Here is a 20,721-nt window from a genome sequence, read left to right as displayed (position 1 = left end):
AAATATAAAAAGCCGTGGATTGGCGGTAACTGGGTAAAGAAGACAAGCTATCGGTTATGGAGCGAAGTCCAGTAACTGATTTGGAAATTCGGTATCTTATAAAAGAGACTCATACAGACTTTATCAATAAACGTGATGTTTATATGAAAGGAATCGTAGTAATTGATTATTTTAAATGAAAGCACGCTTGTCAGATCAACATTGATCTGATAAGCGTGCTTTCATTTAAACCAAGTAAAGGGTTATCCCACTTTCTTCAAGGTGTGACACCCATTCCTGAGGCAAGTCCTCATCAGTAATAACTGTGTGGATTTGTCTCAAGTTACAAAAAACAGCCGGTGAGAGGATGCCAAATTTACTGGAATCAACCATTAAAATCACTTCTAATGAGCTATCGAGACTAGCTTGCTTAATGGCAGTTTCGTAAGTATTGATACAAGTAATCCCTAAGGTTTCATGGATGCCTGAAGCCGAAGCAAAGTATTTAGTGGCACGATGTTTTTTTAAGAAGGCGATGCTTTCTGGGCTTTCAAACATCCCAGTTTCCGGGTGATAGTCTCCACCACAGAACTTTAAAGTAATCTGACTATTGGTTAATAATTCCTTTAAAATATGTGAGTTATAAGTTAGGATAGTCGGTTGTTTTTCGTCATCTAAATAAGGAATTATTTTAGAGGTGGTGCTACCAGTATCGATGATAATGGTCTCATGGTCTTCAATTAAGGCGGCGGCTTTTTCACCTATTCGGAATTTTTTTTGATGTTCTTTTTTTAAGGCTGTCAGCAAATCGTATTCTGTTTGACTGGCTTTTTTTGGTTCAGTATCGTGAAGAGCTTCTAAATCCATCAAGTCGCGGCGAATCGTCATCTCTGAAACGTTAAGTAACTGAGCCAGTTTCTTAACGGAAACCTCGCCGGTTTTTTTAATTTGTTGATAGATTTTTTCTTGTCTTATTTTTTTCTTCATATAGAGCTCCTTTTATCAGGAATTTATTTAATTATAACAGTTATCACACATTATTTGTTATAAAAATGATTGTCATTGACTGTTTTAAATTAAAATGTTAGTATTGTGTTAACAAATGTTATAAAATAATAACAAAGAGGTGTTGTAATGAATAAAGCGAGTGTATTAAGCAAAGTGGATCATACAATATTATCACCAACTGCAACAAGAGAAGATGTTGAGCGTATTTGTCAGGAAAGTATCACGTATCAAACGGCTTCTGCCTGTATTCCTCCATACTATGTGAAGGACATGAAAGAAAAGTTCGGTGATAAACTGACGATTACAACAGTTATTGGATTTCCTTTAGGCTATATGGCAACGGCTGCTAAAGTGGCTGAGGCAAAACAAGCCGTTGCAGATGGGGCAGATGAAATTGATATGGTGATCAATGTGTCTGCTGTTAAGAGTAAAGATTTTGCCAGTGTGCAAAGTGAAATTGAGCAATTAAAAGCCGCGGTTGGGTCTCATATTTTAAAAGTAATTATTGAAACAAGTTATTTGACGGAAGAAGAAAAAATCGAAATGTGTAAAATTGTTAGTAATGCCGGCGCTGATTTTATCAAAACTTCGACTGGATTTTCTAATGCTGGCGCAAGCTTGGCTGATATTGCCTTGTTTAGAGAATACTTAAGTGAAGGTGTAAAAATTAAAGCTTCAGGAGGGATACGTTCAAAAGAAGATTTTGAAGCCTTTGTTGAGGCTGGCGTCAATCGAATTGGTGCTAGTAGCGCGATTAGTGCTTTTAATGGTGAAGCTGGAAAGGCAGGATATTAATCGAGTTTAATAACTAATTTTAGTCTATCTGAGGATAGGCTTTTTTTTGTTTGCCGAGAGTCTTTTACCCTGATTTAGATAGTTCCACGAATATTGAGTCCTATGAGGGGCAAAAATGGTTATGGGTTACGGAAACTATTTAGAAGATGAACGCCTTGATTCATGTTTCAGCATCTGAGGATATTTCGATAAGTAACAATTAGATTGGCAAAAAGCCATTGCTTATATCGATGTTAGTTGTTTTTTTGTCTCAGGAAAGGTAAGCGGTATAGCCCATTAAGCTGAAAAAAGTAACTTTCCTTTTATAAAATAGGTGTATTTAATGATTGCACATGGATGTGTAAATATTGACATTAAATAACAAAATCCCCGTAGAATAGGCTTTGTGTTTATTTAAGGGGTAGTAATTTCAGATATTACATAAACATGTGCAAAGCTTGACATAGTAATGAGTCTGGGGATTCTCTATACTAATAAGAGTAGAAGCAATACAAAAGAAATTGATTATAAAAAACGATAATTATTTAATCATAGGAGGAATAATATTATGACAACAATCGGATATGCGTATAAAAGTGAAGACCAAGGGTACCTATCATCTCAACTAGAGAGCTTAGGGAAATATGGTTGTGACCGTATCGTACTTGAAACAGATGACCAAGCTAAAACAACTCATCCCCATGTAGAATTAGAGGCAGCCTTAGAAACAATGGAAGCTGGCGATCAATTAATCGTTTTTGAACTTGTTTGCTTAGGTAAATCAGTGATTCAATTAGCTGATTTTGTTGCAGCTCTTGATGAAAAAGGTGTTGAGCTAATCGTGTTAGAAAAAGATGAAGCTTTAAAAGGATTAGATAACAAAGTATTCACATCAATGATCACTAACATGGCTCAAATGGAAAAAGCGATTATCCGTGAAAGAACATCACGTGGTTTAGAAGAAGCTCGTCGTAATGGCCGTATTGGCGGACGTCCAAGAATTTCAGAAGAAACGGTTGAACGTGTACAATTCTTATATCACAATAATAAATACACATTACGCCAAATTGCTGAAGAATGTAACATCTCTTTAGGAACTGCGTACAAATACACACAAGAAGGCATCAAATAAAACTGTTATAAGGGACCCTTGGGGATTGTTGATAAGACGATTACCAAGGGTTTTTTTCTTAATCATAAGGCATCGATCATATTTCTTTCTGTTAGTCAGCAAGTGTTTTATAGTTAAGATAAGGAAGTGATTTTATGATAAATCTAGCCAAACAATTGCCAGGTAAGTGGGAAATAAAAGCCACTAATTTCCCCATGTGGCTCTCTGGTAAAAGACACCAGCCAACCATAACCTACGGGCTTGTTGGGCAAGAGCCTTTAAGATTCACTGATTTAGTTGAATACCGGACGAATAGAGGCAAAGTGAAATCAATTGTCGGCGTCGATACAGTTCTTAAGGATGGGATCAAATGGCGGGGGAAGGGGCTTTTAAAAGCCTTAAGCAGCCACTGGGAAATAGCTTATTTGGATGCTAACTTACTAATAATTCGTTTTGAAAAGTCAGCGTTAACGCCCGCTGGGGTTGATATATTAGTAAGAGAGTGTACTGAAATTAAAGATTTAGAGGTTAAAGACACCCTTGAAACATATGGATTGAGTAAGGCAGAATGTCGAAGCTTAACTTGGTTTTAACCTCAACAAACACGAAATCCACAGGCTTCGTGTTTGTTGAAATGTCTTATGTTAAAGTAGTTCCATAGGCTGTAAGTATCTCTGTCAAATGATGGCAGTCTATCTCTTGACGCTTAACCAATGGTTCTTCCCAAATGAAATCCTGAGAATATCGAGGGATTAAGTGCACGTGAAAGTGAGTCCTTTTATCCATTAATTGACCATTATTTTGAATAAGAGTCATGTCTTCAATCGGTAAAGACAGTTCTAAGAATTCAATTAGGTTTTTCTCTAAATAAATTAAGTCACTTAAGGCCTGATTTGATAATTCCGTCATAGTTTTGATATGTTCCTTTGAAATAAGCAACAAGTGACCAACTTGAATTGGATCACGATTGTAAATCAGAAAAAAATAAGTGGTTTCTAATAGTTTTTGTGCTGGGATAATTAGTGGCGTCATTATATTCCTAAGCTGCTTGTCAATTATAACACGTGCTTTCTCACCTAAGCCTGTCTTTAAAAGCTACGCTAACAGCTCTTGATTATCCAGTGATTTACTTTGGTTTACCATTTATTAGAGATGAAGTGTATAAACGGGTGAGACTAAACAGTTTGATTACGATTTTTAACTTAGACAATAGCTGCAAAACCTCAAAAGGGACTGATCATCAATGAAATCAGTCCCTTTTGAGGTTTTAGTTAAAAAGATGGCAATGACAAGAGACAATCACGCACACCCATGTGATTGATAGAGCGGACAAAGGATTGCTTATAGAATGGATGAAAGGACTCAATGGTAATTTTCTGATTCCGCTCATCCCGATAATAATAGGAAAATCCCATGTCTATGTAATTAATTAAGGTGTCGATAGTTAGGTGATCACCGTTGTTCAAACGAACTTCAAAGATGCTCTCTGTGGACTCACGATTGTGACTTCTCCGTCTAATATGGGTCACTTGATAATTGATTGTTTCTCCCCCTCTACAAAATAACCTGATACATACTAAATCGGCAAGAGAAGGATTTAGTTAAGGTAGTCTTGCTATTTAGTCACAATTTTCGAACCAAGTAAGGGACTAATTTTGATCTTGGAGTGATGTGTAAATCTAATCGTGATAGTCATCGTATCTTAACCAAAAATGTCATGGTTGATTCTTTTCCATTTTTCTTCTGGTAAATAACCGATGTAGTTGTGAGTTACTTCTGTAATAAACAAATAGTCGCCATTATCAAAAATAAGAGCTTGTAGCATGTCCAAGAGGTCGTCAACTTCAATCGAGCATTTAAGAATAATGGTTGTATCAAATAGGTTTTTACCTACCCACTGGTGTTCTTTCGCAAGTGCTTTGAACTTTGCCAGCTTTTCTACGGCGTTTGATTGGATATTGAGACTAACTAAAAAGATATTGTGATTCATACACAGCACTCCTTTCCAACTTAGTACAATACACCCTAGTTATGAAAAGTAGATGAAAATAAAATGAAAAAACAAATAATAATAAAAATTTATTATTTAGCTAGCTTGGGTGAGTCCTAAAAAAAACAATCAAGGTCGGCATAACTTAGTTGTTATGCAGACCTTGATTGTCTTCAAATTTGACCGTAAAGGTGGTGCCTTCATTTAAGACTGATCGAACACTAATTTTCCCGTGGTGAAGGGTTGCAATACGTCGGGCAATCGCCAAGCCTAGACCACTGCCGGTTTCCTGATGGGCCGGGTCTCCTTGGTAAAACTTATCAAAGACATGCTGTCTGACTGTATCTTCCATGCCGATTCCTGTGTCGCTTATTTTAACTTTTATTTGATCGGCAACGTAATAACACTTAACCGATAAGGTGCCTTCTGGCTGGCTGAATTTAATCGCATTGTTTAACAAATTTAACCATAGAGATACCATCATTTCCTGATCGCCAATAAAACTGACGGGCTCAAGGTTTAGTTCTAAAATGAGATTTTTTTCTTCCCACTTTTGTTGCAAAAGCAATAGGCAGTTACGAAGTTGTTCGTCTAAATTATAGGGCTGTAACTGAAGACGGACGATTTCATGATTTTCCAAATTAGACAGTTGTAAAATGTTGGAAGACAACTGAGCTAAGCGTTCGGACTCGCTGATGATGATTTGGATTGATTCCTGTCGCTCGGCTTCAGTTAAATCTGATGTTTGAAGTTGTTTGGCAAAGCCTTTAATAGAAACAATCGGTGTTTTAAATTCGTGGGAAAAATTGTTGATAAAATCATTATGAATAATTTCAACATTATCAAGGGCTTGAGCCATTTTATTGAAATTACCAATGAGTTCGTTAATTTCGGTATGATGACGATTCGTAATGGGAATTTTAACCTTATAGTCTCCTCTAGCAATTTGCTGTGTGCCTTTAATTAATTGTTGGGAGGTGCGCAAGAGGCTATTACTAATGGCAACAGAAACTAGACTGCCGATAATAAAACTGGCCAAACTTAAGCTAATTAAGCGAATCAAAGGGGAGTTGTTAAATCCTGGGATATTCAACTTGGTTAGAAAAACAAAAAGAATAACAGAAATAATGCCAGCCAAGAGCATAATAAACATCACGTTGGCGACAAATTGCCAGCGAAGGGTCCAAGTACGTTTCACTTTTTCACCGCCTTATAGCCTAAGCCTCTGACTGTTAGAATATCAAAATCTGGGTTATCCGCAAATTTTTTGCGTAATTTTTTGATATGGGTATCAATGGTTCTTTCGTCTGAATCACTGTCTCGTTCCCAAAATTCTTCCATCAGTTGCTGGCGGGTAAAAATCTTGTTGGGATAGGATAGAAGTTTAAAGAGCAGCATAAATTCTTTTTTAGGTAATTCCCAAGAGTCTTTGCCATTGTCAATAGTAAAGGATTCCGAGTTTAGGATCGTTTGATTGATTGTTAAACGTTTTTCACTGTAGATTTTTGAGCGTCTTAGAAGGGCTTGAACGCGTAAGATAAACTCAGTTTCATCTACTGGCTTAACTAAATAATCATCAGCACCTGCTAGAAAACCTCTCTTTTTATCAGTGACGGCTTCTTTAGCGGTGACCATCATAATTGGCAAATCGGGATCCCAGCGGCGAACCATTTCCACTACTTCGAAACCGTTCATCTCTGGCATCATGATGTCTAAGATCAGCAAATCAACTTGTTGATCTTCGATAATGGCCAGGGCTTCAACGCCATTATTGGCAGTAAGGGAGTGGTAGTTTGCTTGTTTTAACAAACGTGAATAAAGTGTTTGAATATTTTTTTCATCTTCTGCTACTAATATTGTGGCCATAATCTCACCTTTCGTCGTTTTCTTGTCACTACTATAGCACATTCAACTAGTAAAAAAAAGAAATCATCAAGTTCATATTGAAGACACATTGCTATGTTATATTAAAAACAACCTTATGAAAGAAATACATATTCTTTCTGAAAATATTAATGGTTTAAGTGGATGGAGGAATTCGATGTTACAGTTAACGGATATTAAAAAGAGTTATACGACTGGTGATTTTACCCAAGTGGCTCTCAATGGCGTCAGTGTCAATTTTAGAGAAAATGAATTCGTGGCCATTCTCGGTCAAAGTGGTTCAGGTAAGACTACGTTGCTAAATATTATCGGTGGTCTGGATCAATATGATAGTGGTGACTTGGTCATTAATGGTAAATCGACAAAAGATTTTAAAGACGGAGAGTGGGATGCTTATCGAAATAACAGTGTCGGATTTGTCTTCCAAAGTTACAATTTAATTACTCATTTGAGTATTTTGGATAATGTTGAAATGGGGATGACGTTAAGTGGTGTAGCCAGTGCAGAGAAGAAGCAGCGTGCGACTCAGGTGCTGGAACGAGTTGGTTTAAAGGATCATTTACATAAAAAACCAAACCAGTTATCTGGTGGTCAAATGCAGCGGGTAGCGATTGCTCGGGCCTTAGCAAATGATCCGGATATTATTTTAGCAGATGAACCAACTGGGGCTCTGGATTCAGAAACCAGCGAACAAATTATGGATTTAATCAAAGAAATAGCAGATGACAAATTGGTTATTATGGTGACCCATAATCCGGAACTTGCGGAGCAATACGCTGATCGAACGGTTAACTTTAAAGATGGTCATATTGTTAATGACAGTAATCCTTATGTAGAGAATGTCACAAATAATGATTATCAATTAAAACGAACGAGTATGAATTATTTTACGGCTTTAAAGCTCTCAGGGAAAAATATTGCCACAAAAAAATGGCGAACTAGTTTGACGGCTTTTGCGGCTAGTATTGGGATTATTGGTATTGCATTAATTTTGAGTTTATCGTCTGGTTTCCAAAAACAAATCGATGAATTTCAAAGTAATGCTTTATCAGAATTTCCGATTACTGTCTCTCGTCAAGCGGTGAATATGGACGAGGATACGATGAAAGAGATGCAGTCTCAAGGTCCAATGGCGAAAAAAGAATTTGTTAAGTCTAAAGAGGTATTTCTATATAATCCAGCTGACAGTAATGTGACCCATACGAATAATATTACCCAAGAGTATGTGGATTATTTGGAAGCAGTAGACCCTGAATTAGTTCGCAGCATTGGCTTTACGCGAATGGTTGGCATGAATTTATTACGTAAGACAGATGATAAAGTCGCGCCTGTCTCAATTAATATTGGGATTTCTGGCATGGGCGGCGGAGCTGGTCCTGGTGCGGGGATTTCTAGTATGAGTGGCGTTGGTTTGTCTTCTTATCCAGTCTCAATTGACGGTAAAGGCAGTAGTTACTTAAAGAAAAATTATGATGTCCTTGCCGGTAGTTATCCTAAAGATGAAACAGAAATGGTTCTAGTAGTAGATAATCAAAATCGGATCGATATTGACACCATGAAAAATCTTGGTTTTGATACGGAAGACATTGAAAGTTTGAAATTCTCAGATATTGTAGGAACAGAATTGCAATTAGTTGGCAACAATGACTTTTATGAAAAATCTGAGTTTGGTAACTTTATGCCGACTCAAGATTTAGACAAAGCCTATCAGGCAGCGAATAATACGACGGTTAAATTAGCAGCTGTAGTTCGTCAAAAAGAAGATGTCCAAGTAGCTATTTTGGCAAATGGTGTGGCTTATAGTGATGCCTTAGTTGATTTAGTTTTGGATAAAGAAAAAGAGTCGGACATTGTTAAGGCTCAAAAAGAGTCTGATACTAATGTGATGACGATGGAACCTTTTAAAGCGGAAGAAAAAGAGAGTACCGTAGCTTATCTTGGTGGCGATTCAACGCCAATGATGATTTACATCTATCCCGTTGATTTTGCAGCTAAAGATAAAATTATTGATTACCTAGATGCTTTTAATAAGGGAAAAGAGACTAAAGAGACGATTGTCTACTCAGATCTGGCTAGCTCAATGACTGAAATGACTGGCGGAATTATGGACGCTATTACCATGGTTCTAATTGCTTTTGCATCGATTTCATTAGTGGTTTCCTTAATTATGGTGGGAATCATCACCTATATCTCCGTCCTTGAACGGACGAAAGAAATCGGTGTTCTGCGTGCCTTAGGTGCTCGTAAAAAAGATATTACACGTGTCTTTAATGCTGAGACTTTGATCATTGGTGCTTTCTCAGGTTTCTTAGGTATTTTAATTGCCTACCTGTTAACGATTCCGACGAATATTATTTTAGAGGATATGACAGGATTATCAAATATTGCTCAATTACAACCACTACATGCCATTAGCTTAGTTGCGATTAGTGTGGTGTTGACATTAATTGGTGGTAGTATTCCAGCTCGTATGGCGGCTAAGAAAGATCCAGTTGAAGCTTTACGTTCTGAATAGTCATCGATTGTAAGACCTGGAGCGTGTTTAGTGCATAATATTAATGAAACTGAATGGGGGAGGGGACTGAAGTCCCCTCCCTTTTTTTTGACAAACCGATGAGTATAAACAATATGTTCATGATTGTTTGTAAAATGTGTTAGGTTGGTTTTCTTGAGGCGGCTAGTATTTGATTAAGAGGGCATAATAAGTTGAAAAGAGTTGCCATCACTTGGTTAGAGTTATGTGAAAGGCGCAAAGAGCTACGTATTTAGTGAGGGAAGTTTAATGAAGGATAGAAAAAATGAAGAGATTCCAATAATTTTAAAAAATGAATGAGGTTTATGCTTTAGAATCAGAGCCTTTATTTAGAACTCTTACAACCGTTTTGTAGGAAAAGAAAGTTTAGATGAATGAATTAAAATTAATGGGGGGGACTGGCCAGAATTAGTGCCAAAAAAGCTGGGACAATTGTCTCAGCTTTTTTTACGAGTATTGTGCGAGAGTCGTTTGGCAAAATTCTTCACGGGAACCAGCCCTATTTGGGCTCCCACTCTATCCTGCCAAATAATTATTGGCTCAGTATTCGTTACTTGAAGTATAAAACTTTCGAAGCGCTGGTATTTCCTTTGACGTCTCTATTTACCACATGGAAAAGACTGTCACTGGATTGTTTAGCAATACTAATGCTGAATGTACCTGTCTCACCGACGGGGGTCTCGTGAAGGATAGTTGACCCTGAGTCTTTAATTAACACCTTGCTGTTAGTCTCGGCTTTACCGGTCAAAGTAACGGTATTCTCTTGAGCGGTAATTGTATCAATTGTTACTTCTTTTGGTGGTGTGCGATCTGTATTGATGAGGCGTATATCCTTAATGATTGTATGTGTGTAGTTATGATCAATCCAGGAATGGTAGCCGACTCGTGATCCAAGCTTAACCAATGTAGTGTCAGTTGTTGGTGAAGTGTAGGTTAATTTTTTTTCTTCCTGATGTTTATTTTTTAAAGCGTCATCTTTAATAGTCGTATTAAAGCCATATGTGACGTTTGGATAACTCCATGTGCTACTGGAATCGTTGCTAGCCTTCAGGCTCAATTCGTATGTTTCTCCCTTAATCAATGGCACAGGCTGACCAAATTGAAGTTGAGGTCCATGATAGCGATTGAAGAGACGCAAATTACCTTGAGCAGAACTAGCGGTTCCAATATCTTCTGAACCTTTCTTTTCAATGACAAATTCACTATACTTGTTACGGCTTAAGGCATCGGAGCTGAAATTATCACCATCGACACTTGTTAACCAGTCAATAAATCCAGTTTCCGTGCTATTAAATTCCGTATTTTTTAGTAAATTAAGGTCTTCTGCGACAATCGGAGATAAGGTATCCATTTGATCGACCCTTGCCAAGAATGATGTCACGGTTTTTTTATAAAGCTCTGGGGCTACATGGAATGAGGCTCCATGGTCAGCACCAGGGACACTGAGTTTTTCTTTATAGCCAATGGCGTTGTTATAAAGAACATTCATTTCATTTGGTTTGATAAACCAGTCTGCTTCACCATGAATAAAGAGTTGTGGAACGCCAGATTGCTGAACACTCTTAAGTGGAGAGTCTGCGTTAAATAAATCAAATGATAATTTTGGAATGATGTGTCGGTTGTTTAAAAGATCAAGTAGTTGGGTCTCTTTTCCATACCAATCAAACTGGTTAATAATCGGAATAAATGATATACGATCGGTCACTAAACGGAGAACACTTCGAAATTGTTCTTCCATGGTTGAAAATCCACAATCTTCAATGACAGCTTTTACATTTGGGTGACGTTTTTTTTGCGACATAGTGACAGTAGCTGCGCCCATGGAGCCTCCATATAAATAAATAGATTGATCGTTTTTTTCAGCAACTTCCTGATTAATCCAGTTGTTTAAATCATCTTGTTCATAATAACCAAAGGTAATATATTCGCCTTCGCTTTTTCCGTGGGAGCGGGCATCAGGAAGTAAGATATTATAGCCGAGTTCGCTAAAAAATTTAGCTTGTGGTAACATGTCTTCAAACATTGACCGATAACCATGATGCAAAATAAGTGTTTTGTCTGAATCGTTGTCAATGTATTGGGCTTTTAAATAAATTTCTTTGTTTGCGGCTTTTTCAAATACTTTTAAAGTACGCGTTTCAGTGTTTGGTAACTGATTAAACCAATCGGATAGGGGTTTTTCTGGTAAAGCTATTCCTGAATCAACTTGAAAAAGATTACTTCTATCAGTTGAGCTGAGGTTTAAAGCACCTAAGCGTTCACCAATTTCAAGAATGGCGGCAAAGGTGGGGTTATTGCGTTCAAAGGCGATTCCATATGCTAAATCAATGACGAATTTGTTAAGTGCATCCTCCGTAAGGGTTCGAGATGAAAGATTAACTTCTTGATTTAATAGACGTTCTATTTCATCGATAATGACTTGCTCACTTTCAGGTAATAAGGAACGTTCTTCAGGTGTTTTAGCAGTATAAAGATTAGACAAGGATGATTGCAGCTCCATCTTATCATTATTGGTGTCATTGGTTTGTTCAATGACGTAGACGGAAGAATTTTCTTCAGCAAAAGTAACGAATGTGGGAAGTAGCCCTCCTCCAGTAATTAACGAGGCACTTAATAATAAGGATGCCTTTTTGAACTTTGATGTTCTGTTTTTCATAAATAATCTCCTTCTTCAAACAGTGTCAGATTTGGTTCATTAACAACTCTATACGTAAAAAATCAGATTGGCTAGTGTCAACGTTGATTCGAAATAGTTGGTTTAATGAACAATAAAATTATATAATTTTTATCGTTGAAAGTAAAGGGAAATTGGAATGAAATATCTATTTATTGTAGTTTTAATGAATGTAAATTGATTTTTATTTTGAATATACCGTGAATCAGAAAAAAGTTTTGAATGACTATTACCAATAGTGAACTGGACATATTATAATAGGTTAGCAGACAGAAAACGCTGGTGCCATTCTATTAAATGAGCCACGTTTAACAAAAAGGAGTGAATGTCCGTGAAAGCTGGATTTTGGTATGAATTTTGTAAAGGCTCTAATCAGAATAAGGTACTTGACCCAGTGTTAATTAATTACTTAAAGAAGTACCTCAAACCGGAGTCAATTGTATTAGGTATTAGCCCAGATGCAGAAAGTTTGTCGCATCAATTAGCTCCGTTTTATCAGTCGATTGAAACGACTGATCTTTCTTCAGAAGTGAGTGAGGCAGTAGGTCGAGAGAAGGAGGGAGAAAATGTTCAAAACGGCACAGCATTGATAGGTGAGTCCGACAGATTTGATGTTGTTTTGGGTCTAGATGTGTTGCATGTGGTTCCAGATATCAATCAGTTAGTAGTCGAGTTATATCGCGTATTAAAACCTGGTGGTCGATTAATTATTGAAGTTGCCACTTTTAAGGAGCAACAATTTGTATCGATTATTACTCGGACAGCAATGAAAATGCTTAAATATCGATTATGGACTGCTGAGGACTATCAAGAGTTGTTAATTACTGAGGGGTTTACCATAGAATCATCAAAGTATATACGACAAGGTAGTTTGACAGTCCTTATAGTCGCTAGAAAAAGTTAAATGGGATGAGGATGGTATCTATTTATCTTTTCATATACCTAAATCGATGATCGTTAAAAATTCATGTTTCATAATAATGAAGGGGTGTTTGCAACGAGTTGCTTGTTAAGCCGTGATGCATAGTGAGAGAGTCAATTGAAATCATTTATCTGTCAGAAAAAAAGAGGTTGAAGCAGGACGGAAGTATTGTTCCGCCCTGTTTTTCTTATGCATTTGGAATAAAGCTTTTGCGAACAATCAATTCTGAGCTAATGAAAACTTGTTTTTTGGTGACTCGGGCAGAAATTAACTGATCGGCCAATAGGTCGATGGCTGTCTTGCATAATTCATCTAAATCGATGTGAAAGGTAGTCAGTGGCGGTGAGACGTACTTAGCTACATCAATATTATTAACGCTAATAATGGCCACATCAGCTGGAATCGCCACATGATGTTCATTAAGTGCCTGTAGTACACCAACGGCAATAGGATCAGAGGCTACAAAAAAAGCTGTTGGTAATTGTCCTTTCAACGTCTCAATTGCATGAGTGGCCACATCGTAACCGTCTTGAACAGAGAAGTGCTTTTCACCAAAAACATAGGCCTCATTTAGTAGGCTTTTTTTTGTCATGTATTCTCGAAAGGCGATTTCTCGGTTATCCATTTCGTCACTCTCCGTATTTGGATTATGGTAGGTACCGCCGATAAAGCCGATTTGCTGATGATTATTTTCAATAAAATAATCAATGGCTTTACGAGTGATGCGTTTGGTATCAGGTTGCACGGAATCAAATAAATCAGGGTCGGGATTCATGTCGACAAAGACACCGAAGGGGCAGAGTTGGTGAAGGTAGGCCACTTCTTTAGCTGAGTAGGCGCCTATTCCGATAAAGCCATTAATGTCTTTTGGGATCGCCTCAAGGCCATCTTCATGTTTGATCAAGCAAATTTCCATATTGTTTTTCTGAGCGTAAGTTTCAATGGCTAGTCGCATTTGTTTAAAATAAACGTCTTCTAACTCTTCGCGATCGCTAATCCAAAAAAGTAATGCTACCTTTTCCATAATGGTTTGGATTTTTGCCCGTTCATAGCCAAGTTTAAGAGCAGTCTTTAATATTTTTTGTTTGGTGTCACTAGTAATGGAAAGGGTAGGGTCATCTTTTAATAATCGGGAGACAGTGGAAGACGAATAACCAGATTGTTTTGCTATTTCTTTGATGGTTACCATAAGAATGAAACCTCCTTATTTTGAATTGTCGTAGTTCATGCTAATTGAAAACGACCTGTTTCTCTATTATAGTATAGTGTTTTGATTTAGTAAATATATTTACTGATTAATTAGAGCTTACCTAATTGAATCAGTCAGGTTTAGTTACCAGATTAGAATTAAAAAGAAAATAAATTTACTAAAAAAATATAATTATTTGATAAATATATTTACAAATAGTTTTTTTTATTGTATTGTGTAATTATAGATAACGGTTACAGAATAAAGAGAGGCGGAAAAGCGAATGAAAAAACTATCAGGTATTGCGTTGTTAACTGTGGTGACACTGGGGTTAGCGGGATGTGGCCCCACTAATGAAGGGGCTGGTGATTCTTCTAGTAAAGGGAAGTCAAATAAGGATTATGATTTATTAGTTTGGGAAGATCAAAGTAAATCCAAAGGAATCGAAGAAGCTGTATCTGCTTTTGAAAAAAAACATGACGTTACGGTGAAAGTAGTGGAGAAGGCTTACGGCAATCAAATTGAAGATTTACGTCTCGATGGACCTGCTGGTACCGGACCGGATGTGATTACCATTCCGGGAGATCAAATCGGCACATCGGTGACGGAAGGACTGTTGAAGGAATTAAGTGTTGGCGATGAGATAACGGATCTCTATACAGAGTCTGCCATGAATTCGCAAATAGTAAATGGTAAAGTTTACGGCTTGCCAAAAGCCGTTGAAACTACGATTTTGTATTACAACAAAGCTCTTGTAACAGAAGATAAACTTCCTAAAAATACGGATGAATGGTTGATGTATTCAATGGAAGTTACAACAAAAGATAACTATGGTTTGCTGGCCTTGTGGGATCAAATTTATTATGCTCAAGGCGTGATGAGTGGATATGGTGGCTATGTTTTTGGTAAAGATGCTGAAGGCAATTATGATCCAAGTGATATTGGCTTGGCTAATAAAGGGGCGATTGAAGGGGCGGAGTACATTCAATCTTTTTATGAAGCAGGCGTCTTGCCAACGGGATTAATTGGCGAACAAGGAATTAATGTCTTGGATTCCTTGTTTACGGAAGGGAAAGCGGCTGCGGTCATCTCTGGACCTTGGAATATCGAGCCTTATAAAGAAGCCGGCATTGATTACGGTGTAACAGCTCTACCACTATTGGGCAATGGCAAACCGATGAGTTCTTTTATTGGGGTGAAAAGTTATAATGTCAGCAGCTATAGCAAAGAGGCTGAATTAGCACAACAATTTGTTGAATTTATTAGTAATGAAGAAAATTCCAAAGTTAGATATGAGAAAACCCAGGAAGTACCAGCTGTTAAATCCTTAGCAGAAGATCCAACGATTATGGCAAGTGAGACGTCTAAAGCCATTGCCACACAGTCTCAGCATGCTGAATTAACACCCGGAATCACGGCGATGAATTCTGTATGGGAACCGGTTGATGCGGCTCTTCAGACGATTGCTACTGGGAAAGGAAAACCTAAAGAAGCCTTAATATCTGCTGTTGAACAAATTACAGCAGCCATCGACGCAACAAAAAAATAATGAAGAGAGGCGGCGTTGCCGCCCTTTCTTTTAAACATGTTGTAACGATTATCAAAGAGAACTTATATAGAAAGTACGAGGAATTGTTTGATGAAAAATCCAACAACGGTTAAGAAGCCAGCTAATTATGCTAAGAAAGCGATGTTATTATCGCTTGTCCCCGGACTTGGCCAGATATATAATCGACAAAAGGTTAAAGGATTGTTGTTTTTATTCTTTTTTATTATGTATATGGTGGTTTTTAAGGATATTATTAATATGGGGATTTGGGGAATAGTCACCCTAGGGGTAGAAGTTCCTCGTGATAATTCAATTTTTCTTTTAGCAGAAGGATTAATTGCTCTAATTGTGATTGGTTTTGGGGCTTTATTTTATTATTTAAACATCAGAGACGCTTATAAAAATGGGCAACAACGAGATCAGGGGTTAGAAGTTAACTCACTTAAAGAAACCTATCAAGCCTTGTTAACAGAAGGATACCCTTATTTGATTACTAGTCCAGCCTTTATTTTATTGGTATTCTCTGTGATCTTTCCAATTTTATTCAGTATTAGTCTGGCATTTACTAATTATGATTTATACCATTCGGCACCTGCTAATTTAGCTAATTGGGTAGGGCTGGCCACCTTTAAGAAAATATTTACAGTAGATATTTGGCGCTCCACCTTTTTTAATGTACTTGGTTGGACAGTCACTTGGACTTTAGTAGCCTCAACTTTGCAAGTGTCCATCGGGGTCTTTTTAGCAGTTGTGGTTCATCAAAAAGAACTGCGATTTAAAAAGTTTTTTCGTACTATTCTAGTTTTGCCTTGGGCAGTTCCTGGTTTTGTGACAATTTTGATTTTTGCAGGCATGTTTAATGATAGTTTTGGGGCGATTAACAACTCAATATTAGCTTTTTTTGGACTGAAAAGTATTCCTTGGTTAACCAGTGTCAACTGGACTAGAATAGCTTTGTTAGTGATTCAATCTTGGTTGGGATTCCCTTATATATTTATTGTGACAACTGGTACGTTGCAATCAATTCCCGATGATTTATATGAGGCAGCTACGATTGACGGTGCGACGGCTTTTCAAAAATTTAAGTCGATTACCTTGCCACTGATTTTATATGCTATGGCGCCGATTATCATCACGCAATATACGTTTAACTTCAATAACTTTAACATTATCTATCTATTTAATGCTGGTGGACCAGCGGTACCTGGTTCGACAGCTGGTGGCACAGATATTTTAGTTTCGTGGATTTATAAATTGACCATGCAAAATAGCCAATATGCCTTAGCGGCAGCATTGACTATATTACTTTCGATTGTTGTAATAGGGATTGCTTTATGGCAGTTTAGAAAAACTAATTCATTTAAGGAGGAGGTCTAGTATGTCACATGACTCAAGTATTAAAGGGCAGCGTCGCTTTCGACTGTTTTTCACTTATTTACTGCTGGGATTTATGTGTGTGATTATTATCTATCCCTTATTATGGACGATTGGTGCCAGCTTTAATCCAGGAAATAGTTTGGTAAGTACCAGTTTGATTCCGAAGAATCCGACGTTAAGTCACTACGGGCGATTATTCGCAGGTGAAGGGACTCTCTTGTATAAACAATGGTATCTGAATTCCTTGAAAATAAGTATATTTACCATGGTGTTGTCACTGATTTGTGTGTCATTTACAGCATATGCCTTTTCTAGATTTCGCTTCACCGGACGCAAAAATGGCTTAATGCTATTTTTATTATTGCAAATGATCCCTCAATTTTCAGCTTTGATTGCGATTTTTGTTTTAGCTCAAATGTTGGGATTAATCAATAGTCACTGGTTGCTGATTTTAATTTACGTCGGTGGTCAGATTCCCATGAATACCTATTTAATGAAGGGGTATTTTGATTCAATTCCCATTGATTTGGATGAAAGTGCCAAAATAGACGGTGCTAGTAACACGCGAATTTTCTGGCAAATATTAATTCCGCTTTCCCGTCCTATGCTAGCAGTAGTGGCGATGAATGGTTTTACTGGTCCACTGGGGGATTTTGCACTTTCCTCTGTATTGCTGAGGAATCCGGAGTATTACACTTTACCTATTGGCTTGTATAAGCTGGTGACAGATAAGATGGGAGCCAGTTATACAACCTTTGCAGCAGGCGCGATTTTGATTAGTATTCCGATTGCTTTAGTCTTTTTATTATTACAAAAACACTTTGTTTCAGGTCTGACAGCCGGCGGAACAAAAGGATAGGATGAATAGAGATGAATAGATACGAACAGCAAGATTATTTTTTTCATGGTGGCGATTATAATCCAGATCAATGGTTAGACTATCCAGACGTTCTAGCAGATGATTTGAAATTGATGAGAGAAGGCAATACCAATACCTTTTCAGTGGGGATTTTTGCTTGGAGCGCACTTGAACCAGTTGAGGGAAAGTATCAGTTTGAATGGTTGGACAAGATTATCGATGATATTGCTGCCAATGGCGGTAATGTTATTTTAGCCACACCAAGTGCTGCAAGACCAGCCTGGTTATCTGAGAAATATCCGGAAGTACTAAGAACCAATGAGCGCCGTGAAAAAATGCTTCATGGTGGTCGACATAATCACTGTTTTTCTTCACCTGTTTATCGGGAAAAAGTCATGGCGATCAATCAGAAATTAGCAGAACGTTATGGTCAGCATCCAGCTCTTTTGATGTGGCACGTTTCCAATGAGTATTCTGGAGAGTGTCATTGCGAACTGTGTCAGGAGAGTTTTAGAACATGGTTGAAAACTAAGTATCAGACTCTTGATGCGTTGAATCATTCGTGGTGGGGACCCTTTTGGAGTCATACCATCACAGACTGGAGTCAGGTTGAATCCCCATCGCCTATTGGGGAATCAATGGTACACGGCTTGACACTTGATTGGAGACGATTTGTAACAGATCAAACCATTGATTTTTTTGAAACCGAAGCAGCTCCTTTGAGAAAGGCCGCACCAGGTGTACCTATTACGACTAATTTTATGGCGGATACCCATGATTTGATTCCTTTTCAAAGTTTGGACTATGGCAAATTTGCCCAACATGTGGATGTTTTAAGTTGGGATTGTTACCCTGCTTGGCACAACGATTGGGAAACAACGGCGGATTTAGCCAGTAAAGTTGGGTTTATTAATGATTTGTATCGAAGTTTAAAACAACAGCCTTTCCTGATTATGGAATCAACACCCAGTGGGGTTAACTGGCATGAAGTGAATAAAACAAAACGACCGGGAATGCATCTGTTGTCCTCGTTGCAATTTATTGCTCATGGTTCCGACAGCAATCTATATTTTCAATGGCGCAAATCGCGAGGGTCCTCAGAGAAATTTCATGGTGCTGTTGTCGATCATGATAACGATGTGGAGAACCGGGTGTTTCAAGATGTGAAAGAAGTGGGGGCCGTTTTAAATAAGATTAAAACAGTTCGAGGCAGTCAAAAGAAGTCGAAAGTAGCCATTATCTACGATTGGGAAAATAATTGGGCCCTAAATGATGCCCAAGGCTTTTCGCAAGAGTCAAAGCGTTATCCCCAAACACTTCAAGAGCATTATCGTTATTTTTGGAATCAGGATATTCCAGTGGATGTCATCACCTCTGAGCAAGATTTTGCTCAGTATGAGCTGATCGTTGCGCCCATGTTGTATTTAATTCGTGAACAAACAATGCTAAAGTTGGAGGCCTTTGTTAAATCGGGTGGAAAACTAGTGTCTACTTATTTAACTGGCTATGTCAATGAGTCTGACTTAGCTTATTTAGGTGGCTGGCCTGAAACTTTACGAGCTATATTTGGAATTAAGGTATTGGAGACCGATACGCTTTATCCTAAAGATCGGGTATTATTAAATTATGGTTCAGAGAATTTCTTTGCTAAAGACTATTGTACTCGAATCGCATTAAAGGGAGCGGAGCCATTGGCCTATTATCAAAATGAGTTCTATCGCGATACGGCTGCCATAACTGTCAATCAGTACGGGACAGGACAAGCTTATTTTATAGGAGCTCGTGGTAATCATGCCTTACTGGAAGAGGTTTACAACGGGATTGTCAAGAATCTGGAACTTTTTGAGCCCATTGTAATTCAAAGCCATCCAGATGTTTCGATTCAAACTCGACAAGGAGAGGAACTGTATCATTTTGTAATGAATTTTTCGGAAGAAGTTCGCGCTATCGAGTTGAAAGATGCTTTAATAGATTTAATATCGGCGGAAGAGGTCTCAGGGAAATTATCCTTGGCCCCTTATGAAGTTAAAGTATTGACTAATCTTATTGTTACTGAATAATCTCGTGAAATAATGTGTGTTGATTATGTTTGGTCATTTTGTAGCAAAAAAAGAGTCAAAACCAAATTGATGGTTTTGACTCTTTTTTTCCTGTAAAAACTCTTTTAGTAATAAATGACGTCTTTATTAAAATCAATGTATTGTTTGGAAAGAGTGATGATTAGAGCTGAAATGCGTTTTAGCAAGGGCAAGCTGATAAAAGCGAGACCTGCTAAGAGGATAGAGACTCCCAAATTTAAAACTGTCATAGCCTGTAAGCCGCTTAAAGCAGCTAAGACGACTAGGGCAGGCGAGGCGATAAAACTAATCGCCATTATCCAAGCACTAGCAAGGAAAGCGTAAATCGTAATAACCGCACCTAACATAATAACGAGATTAAAAAAGAATAACCCTACTACCGCAAAAATATTAACTTTTTTCATGATTTAATTCCTCCAATGTGTGATTAACTTATGACCTAAGTTTAGCATCTGAACAGAGCTTGAACATCAGACTGAAGTCGGAGTTTTAACTAGTCTTTTAGTCAGGTTTGCTGCTCATCCTTTTAAGACAGATTAAATCGTAATTAAATATAAGCGTTTATTTATGATAGTTTTACCATAGTGTAAGCGAATAATCAATGAAGATGTTAGACTGTAAATATGAGACGAGGTGAGCAGGAATTAGAGAAAATTTAGGAGTCAAGGTTCGAGAAAGTACCTTTACCTCTCTTATTCTAGCAAAAAAGAGGGGAATCAGACCTTTTTAGTTTATTGGTGAAGTTTAGGACAACGGATAAAAGGAGAGCCTTAACTCTAGCATTTTTAATGCGT

Annotated in this window: 17 protein-coding genes; 9 read left to right on the top strand and 8 right to left on the bottom strand. The window is 37.6% G+C overall.

Annotated features, from left to right (window positions below):
- Positions 1-225 precede the first annotated feature (225 nt).
- Positions 226-966: a DeoR/GlpR family DNA-binding transcription regulator gene (locus RWN13_RS18375; RefSeq protein ID WP_314066619.1), complete on the bottom strand. Its 741-nt coding sequence runs from the start codon at positions 964-966 to the stop codon at positions 226-228.
- Between the two features lie 147 nt (positions 967-1,113).
- Here RWN13_RS18375 and deoC point away from each other — a divergent pair, with 147 nt between their 5' ends.
- From deoC to RWN13_RS18360, 3 genes are all read left to right on the top strand, one after another.
- Entirely contained in the window at positions 1,114-1,782 is a 669-nt protein-coding gene (gene deoC / locus RWN13_RS18370) for a deoxyribose-phosphate aldolase (RefSeq protein ID WP_314066617.1), read from the top strand.
- Positions 1,783-2,329: 547 nt separating this feature from the next.
- Positions 2,330-2,893, top strand: coding sequence for a recombinase family protein (locus RWN13_RS18365; protein ID WP_314066615.1), 564 nt, complete (start codon positions 2,330-2,332; stop codon positions 2,891-2,893).
- Positions 2,894-3,027: 134 nt separating this feature from the next.
- Entirely contained in the window at positions 3,028-3,465 is a 438-nt protein-coding gene (locus tag RWN13_RS18360; protein ID WP_314066612.1) for a hypothetical protein, read from the top strand.
- 46 nt (positions 3,466-3,511) lie between these two features.
- On the opposite strand, the gene RWN13_RS18355 is transcribed toward RWN13_RS18360, so the two are convergent.
- The 4 genes from RWN13_RS18355 to RWN13_RS18340 form a co-directional block, all read right to left on the bottom strand.
- Positions 3,512-3,904: an HIT family protein gene (locus RWN13_RS18355; RefSeq protein ID WP_314066611.1), complete on the bottom strand. Its 393-nt coding sequence runs from the start codon at positions 3,902-3,904 to the stop codon at positions 3,512-3,514.
- A gap of 670 nt (positions 3,905-4,574) precedes the next feature.
- Complete coding sequence (locus RWN13_RS18350) at positions 4,575-4,862, bottom strand: hypothetical protein (RefSeq protein WP_314066608.1); 288 nt, start codon at positions 4,860-4,862, stop codon at positions 4,575-4,577.
- A 145-nt stretch (positions 4,863-5,007) separates the two neighbouring features.
- Positions 5,008-6,060, bottom strand: coding sequence for a HAMP domain-containing sensor histidine kinase (locus RWN13_RS18345; protein ID WP_314066607.1), 1,053 nt, complete (start codon positions 6,058-6,060; stop codon positions 5,008-5,010).
- Positions 6,057-6,728: a response regulator transcription factor gene (locus tag RWN13_RS18340; RefSeq protein WP_314066604.1), complete on the bottom strand. Its 672-nt coding sequence runs from the start codon at positions 6,726-6,728 to the stop codon at positions 6,057-6,059. The genes RWN13_RS18345 and RWN13_RS18340 overlap by 4 nt, the downstream gene beginning before the upstream one ends.
- Before the next feature lie 175 nt (positions 6,729-6,903).
- On the opposite strand from RWN13_RS18340, the gene RWN13_RS18335 reads away from it, so the two are divergent.
- Positions 6,904-9,261 carry an ATP-binding cassette domain-containing protein gene (locus RWN13_RS18335; RefSeq protein WP_314066603.1) on the top strand — a complete coding sequence of 786 codons (2,358 nt, stop codon included), beginning with the start codon at positions 6,904-6,906 and terminating at the stop codon, positions 9,259-9,261.
- Positions 9,262-9,829: 568 nt separating this feature from the next.
- On the opposite strand, the gene RWN13_RS18330 is transcribed toward RWN13_RS18335, so the two are convergent.
- Positions 9,830-11,935: an alpha/beta fold hydrolase gene (locus tag RWN13_RS18330; protein ID WP_314066600.1), complete on the bottom strand. Its 2,106-nt coding sequence runs from the start codon at positions 11,933-11,935 to the stop codon at positions 9,830-9,832.
- Positions 11,936-12,284: 349 nt separating this feature from the next.
- Here RWN13_RS18330 and RWN13_RS18325 point away from each other — a divergent pair, with 349 nt between their 5' ends.
- Positions 12,285-12,857, top strand: coding sequence for a methyltransferase domain-containing protein (locus tag RWN13_RS18325; RefSeq protein WP_314066599.1), 573 nt, complete (start codon positions 12,285-12,287; stop codon positions 12,855-12,857).
- Between the two features lie 205 nt (positions 12,858-13,062).
- Here RWN13_RS18325 and RWN13_RS18320 read toward each other — a convergent pair whose 3' ends face one another.
- Positions 13,063-14,064, bottom strand: coding sequence for a LacI family DNA-binding transcriptional regulator (locus RWN13_RS18320; protein ID WP_314066598.1), 1,002 nt, complete (start codon positions 14,062-14,064; stop codon positions 13,063-13,065).
- A 283-nt stretch (positions 14,065-14,347) separates the two neighbouring features.
- Here RWN13_RS18320 and RWN13_RS18315 point away from each other — a divergent pair, with 283 nt between their 5' ends.
- The 4 genes from RWN13_RS18315 (at position 14,348) to RWN13_RS18300 (ending at position 19,909) form a co-directional block, all read left to right on the top strand.
- On the top strand, positions 14,348-15,613 hold the full coding sequence (locus tag RWN13_RS18315) for an extracellular solute-binding protein (protein ID WP_314066596.1): 1,266 nt from the start codon (positions 14,348-14,350) through the stop codon (positions 15,611-15,613).
- 90 nt (positions 15,614-15,703) lie between these two features.
- Positions 15,704-16,990: an ABC transporter permease subunit gene (locus tag RWN13_RS18310; protein ID WP_314066594.1), complete on the top strand. Its 1,287-nt coding sequence runs from the start codon at positions 15,704-15,706 to the stop codon at positions 16,988-16,990.
- A gap of 1 nt (position 16,991) precedes the next feature.
- Positions 16,992-17,849 (top strand): sugar ABC transporter permease, encoded by an 858-nt coding sequence (locus RWN13_RS18305; protein ID WP_314066592.1) that lies wholly within the window; start codon positions 16,992-16,994, stop codon positions 17,847-17,849.
- Positions 17,850-17,860: 11 nt separating this feature from the next.
- Positions 17,861-19,909: a beta-galactosidase gene (locus tag RWN13_RS18300; RefSeq protein ID WP_314066590.1), complete on the top strand. Its 2,049-nt coding sequence runs from the start codon at positions 17,861-17,863 to the stop codon at positions 19,907-19,909.
- A 104-nt stretch (positions 19,910-20,013) separates the two neighbouring features.
- Here the strand turns inward: RWN13_RS18300 and RWN13_RS18295 are convergent, their stop codons facing one another.
- Positions 20,014-20,331, bottom strand: a complete 318-nt coding sequence (locus RWN13_RS18295) for an HAAS domain-containing protein (protein ID WP_314066588.1) — start codon at positions 20,329-20,331, stop codon at positions 20,014-20,016.
- Positions 20,332-20,721: the final 390 nt, after the last annotated feature.

It is taken from the genome of uncultured Vagococcus sp. (assembly GCF_963518325.1).
GTDB lineage: Bacteria > Bacillota > Bacilli > Lactobacillales > Vagococcaceae > Vagococcus_D.
The sequence above is the reverse complement of the archived record's forward strand: the minus strand, read 5'-3'. Positions and strand labels throughout refer to the sequence as shown.